3 protein-coding genes and 1 pseudogene are annotated in these 3,938 nt (G+C 55.6%); all 4 read right to left on the bottom strand.

Annotated features, from left to right (window positions below; genetic code table 11):
- Positions 1 to 56: 56 nt before the first annotated feature.
- Entirely contained in the window at positions 57 to 815 is a 759-nt protein-coding gene (gene fabG, locus RA19_RS24770; protein ID WP_039168334.1) for a 3-oxoacyl-ACP reductase FabG, read from the bottom strand.
- Between the two features lie 9 nt (positions 816 to 824).
- Entirely contained in the window at positions 825 to 2,111 is a 1,287-nt protein-coding gene (locus RA19_RS24765) for an AMP-binding protein (protein WP_082020679.1), read from the bottom strand.
- Positions 2,072 to 2,824 carry a hypothetical protein gene (locus RA19_RS26340; protein WP_193748334.1) on the bottom strand — a complete coding sequence of 251 codons (753 nt, stop codon included), beginning with the start codon at positions 2,822 to 2,824 and terminating at the stop codon, positions 2,072 to 2,074. Before RA19_RS26340 ends, RA19_RS24765 begins: the two co-directional genes overlap by 40 nt.
- A gap of 364 nt (positions 2,825 to 3,188) precedes the next feature.
- A pseudogene (locus tag RA19_RS26335) lies at positions 3,189 to 3,482 on the bottom strand (integrase core domain-containing protein); the annotation flags it as partial.
- Positions 3,483 to 3,938 lie beyond the last annotated feature (456 nt).

Genomic DNA, 3,938 nt, shown 5'->3' with positions numbered 1-3,938 from the left:
CAGCGGTTTCGCTGTCGAGCGTCGGCGCGGCGACCGGTTGGGTGATCTGGTTCATTTTAGATGTATCCTCCGCCACTTACATTAAGTGTGCTTCCAGTGATGTAGCTTGACAGGTCCGAAGCCAGGAACAGGCAGGCATTGGCAACCTCGTCTGGGTGCCCCACCCGGTTCATAGGCACCATGCTTTTAATCTCGCGCAGCGTGTCGCGCGGGATCTGCTTGGTCATCCTTGTGTCGATGACGCCCACGGCCAGCGCGTTAACCAGAACGTTCTTTGGGGCCAGTTCGCGGGCCAGAGATTTGGTGAAACCAATGAGCCCGGCCTTGGCAGCACCATAGTTGGTCTGCCCCGGCCGACCGCTTAGCGCCGTGATGGATGAAACATTAATTATGCGCCCGCTACGCTGGGCTACCATTTGACGCGACACGGCCTTGCAACACAGGAACGCCCCCTTGAGGTTAGTATTCATAACCGCGTCCCAATCGGCCTCCTGCATGAAGCCAAGCGCCTGATCGCGAATGATGCCTGCATTGTTAACCAGCACGTCAATGCTGCCAAAACGCTCCTTGGCCAGGGCAGCCATGACCGGGGCATAGTCTGGATCCGTGATATCTCCTAGCGAGACTTCGAACCGGGTTTCGTCTATCTCGCGCAACAGCGCCGTGGTCTCTTCGAGAGCGGCGTTTTCCTCGCGGGCGTTCACTACCACATTGGCGCCGGAGATTAGCATGGCCCGCGCCGTGGCCTGTCCGATCCCCCGGGAGGCCCCGGTCACGATCACGGTTCTCCCGTCAACGAGATTTGGCACAGTCATTCGGTTTCCTCAGTCTTGAAATTCATGTCTGTTGCGCCCGTGCCGGGCGAGAACCTGCTGCCCGTCGGATTTGCGGAGCTTTCCTGTTTCGGTACGTGGCAAGCGATCCACCACTGCAATGCGCCTTGGCAGAAAGACCGGATCAACCTTGCCGGACAGATGGTCCAACACGGTTGACACTTGGCCGCCAGGTTCCAGCGCAACGACCATTCCCAAAACCGGCTCTGCGGATTGCTCTGAGTCATCAAGTTTCACATAGGCCCCATCGCGAACCCCCGGAGCTTGCCCCAGGAGATGGGTCAAAGTGCCAAGCCTTTGCTGTTTTCCCGCAACCTTCAGCGCATCATCGGCCCGCCCCAGCAACCTAAAACCCTGGCCCTCCCGCGATACAAGATCGTTGAGTGTCACCGATGCCTGGCCATTCTCCAAAATCCAGGTCGGACGATTGTCGTCTCCGACGGTCAATTCGGCGCCGGTCAAAGGGGTCCAGACCGGGCTGTCCGTTTCCGCACCATCCCAGACCCGGGATGCCACGGCGCCAGTTTCCGTGCTGCCATAGATTTCAAGGATCGGCGCGCCGAATACTTTCTTTGCCCCAATGGCAAGGCCCGGATCCATCGGACTGGTCGCGGAGACAATCCCAGCAACATGCTCGATCCTGTCCTTCAGCCGCCCATAACTGCGCAGATGGGTTGGAGTAGTCACGAGCCAGACTTTGTCAGCCTTGTTGCGGTTGCGCACCTCGGCGATCTCATTCCGCAGATCGGCAGGAAAGACAGGACGCCGGGTTTGCATAGCAATTCCCTTGGCCTCACCAAGCTGCAGACCCAACGTATAGCCAAACATGTGCTCGAACGGCACCGTTGACACCAGTGCCTCCAGCCTGGGAAGGCCCCGACCAAAACGGTCGAGCACCCGGCTGACTTCCGCAGCATTGGCAGATCGCGAACGCAGCACCAGCTTTGGACGCCCTGTTGAGCCGCCGGTTCTGAGATAGACATCCCCATTGTGAACCTGCCTGTCAGGGGGCGCGATGGTCGGCATCAAATGCAGATCGGCACCGACGAGCGAGTTTTCGAGATCGGGTAAATCGGTCCAGACTTCTTCACAGTCATTCTCGTCTGCCAATTCCGCCAAGTCCCGCACATCGGATGGCGCCACCAGTGCAATAGGCTTGCTCCCGGCGAAGGCCAACTTGCGCGCCGCAACCAGCGTGGCAGGATTGCGGAAGCACAACAGGACAGGACGCGGAACACTCAAAGCGAAACCTCCAGCTTCAGAGAATTGTTCAGACATTCCAGCTTTTGGATGACATCCGAAGGAAACCCGTCACCCCATGCCGCTTGCTTGGATCGGTAAGTCCAAGATTTGTACCCTCCAAGATCAGAACGTTCCCCAGGTGGCAGCCCCCCGAAACCGGCCTCACGGCCGATCAGATCGAACCACTTCCTTGGATCGCTTGTCAGAGCTTCGTATGACAGGCAAAGCCCCCCCAGATCATCGACACGCTCAAGCCAAATTCGCGTCAGTTCTGCCAGCACGGGCGCATAGGCATTTGCCACGACACGCGCCGTCCTCTCCAGACCCTCACAGCGAAGCAGGAACGACTTTCCAGACACCAGAAAATGGGTCAATGATGCCGCAACATGGCGAAGATCCCGGTAAAGGAAGACCACTTTCAGCCGACGCTCTGCGGCAAAACGGAATACCTCTTCGGGATCCTTTATGTCCGAAATTTCCGGATTCAGCAGGAATTTAGGAAAGGAATGAAAACCATGATCAGAAACCAGAATGCGTTCATCCGGTTGATCGTGCCTATTCCGGCTAAGCATCTGGGAAAACCGCCGTGCGACAACTTCTGATTTTGGGGAGTTTTTTTGCAAAATGCCATTAACTTCAGGTGAAATTTCACCAATCAACTGACTGTGTACTTCATTCGCACTATCACAACTTACCCCAAACACGCAGGGCGCTTGATATTCCTTTTCCAAAGACCGTGTAAGAAACATAGTGCCAGACTTAGGGACGGAAATAATGCAAACGCCATTCATGCTTCAAACCAGTTTAATATGGCAAAGCTCAATCTTCGCCAAGAAATAAAAAAGAGAACTTCCTGAAAACTTGGGTCTCACCGTACTCAGCGCCTCCCTAGCGTAAGCTGTCTTGCAACGCAAGCGGGTAAGTTGTAAAAACTGGCACTGAAGATCGCCATTTGATCATCTAAGAGATGCAATGACGAAATTTGAAACTCGAGGCTGCTCTAACTTAAACACCTTGCAACGCTTAACTATTCGGCAGCGATCTTCCGCGAGCTCGACAGGAGAGCAACATATTGCCCCTGATCAGCCCCACCTGAGTGATCCAGTTCGATTGTTAGTACATGACCGGCCTTTGATCCATCATAATGGTGGTTTCCGGCGCGGACGGGCGATACCCCAGAGCACTGTGTGGCTGCTTGGTGTTGCAGTGTTTCCTCCACTTTTCCATCAGGATTTGAGCCTCGCGGAGGCTGTAGAAAATCTCGCCGTTGAGCAGTTCATCGCGGAGCCAGACATTGAAGCTTTCGCAGTACCCATTCTCCTAGGGCGATCCGGGCTCGATGCAAGCGGTCTTGGCACCAACGGCTGCAATCCAGCCCCGAACAGCCTAGGCGACGAACTCAGGCCCGTAGCACGTCGGGAAATTCGGGCTGCTTAGGTCAAAGCATCCGGAGTCCCGGACGTCCTGACAGGTCTGCCCAGAAGGGTTCTGCCCTCAAGAAATAATCTCTTCCATAGCAAACACAGGGTACGCGCTCTGCCGGCCCTCACCGTCCTTAATACGAGATCTCAAATTCCAAGCAGAAAGCCCGAACATAATCTACGAGGTCAGCGAACTGCCTCCACGGCCCTTGTCAGAGAAAGGTCTTTCCACCCGGGCTCATCGAGGATGTTCAGCGTGCGGAGGACTTTGCACTACTACCGGAAGACTCAACCCAGACACAATGGATCCGGAGAGGAAAGAGGCAACAGGGCACACACTGACACAACAAACTGGTGCGGCAGGCCTTATACGCGCTCAACTCGCCGTTTATCATCCGGGACGGTAAGGAAAACCGGATGCTGCAATACTTACAAACGCAGG

The sequence above is a fragment of the Leisingera sp. ANG-M1 genome, from assembly GCF_000813745.1.
GTDB lineage: Bacteria > Pseudomonadota > Alphaproteobacteria > Rhodobacterales > Rhodobacteraceae > Leisingera.
The sequence above is the reverse complement of the archived record's forward strand: the minus strand, read 5'-3'. Positions and strand labels throughout refer to the sequence as shown.

What these genes read in the sequence shown, in the direction of transcription:
- fabG (WP_039168334.1), bottom strand. Translation starts at nt 815, where the DNA reads ATGACTGTGCCAAATCTCGTTGACGGGAGAACCGTGATCGTGACCGGG.
- RA19_RS24765 (WP_082020679.1), bottom strand. Translation starts at nt 2,111, where the DNA reads ATGTCTGAACAATTCTCTGAAGCTGGAGGTTTCGCTTTGAGTGTTCCG.
- RA19_RS26340 (WP_193748334.1), bottom strand. Translation starts at nt 2,824, where the DNA reads ATGTTTCTTACACGGTCTTTGGAAAAGGAATATCAAGCGCCCTGCGTG.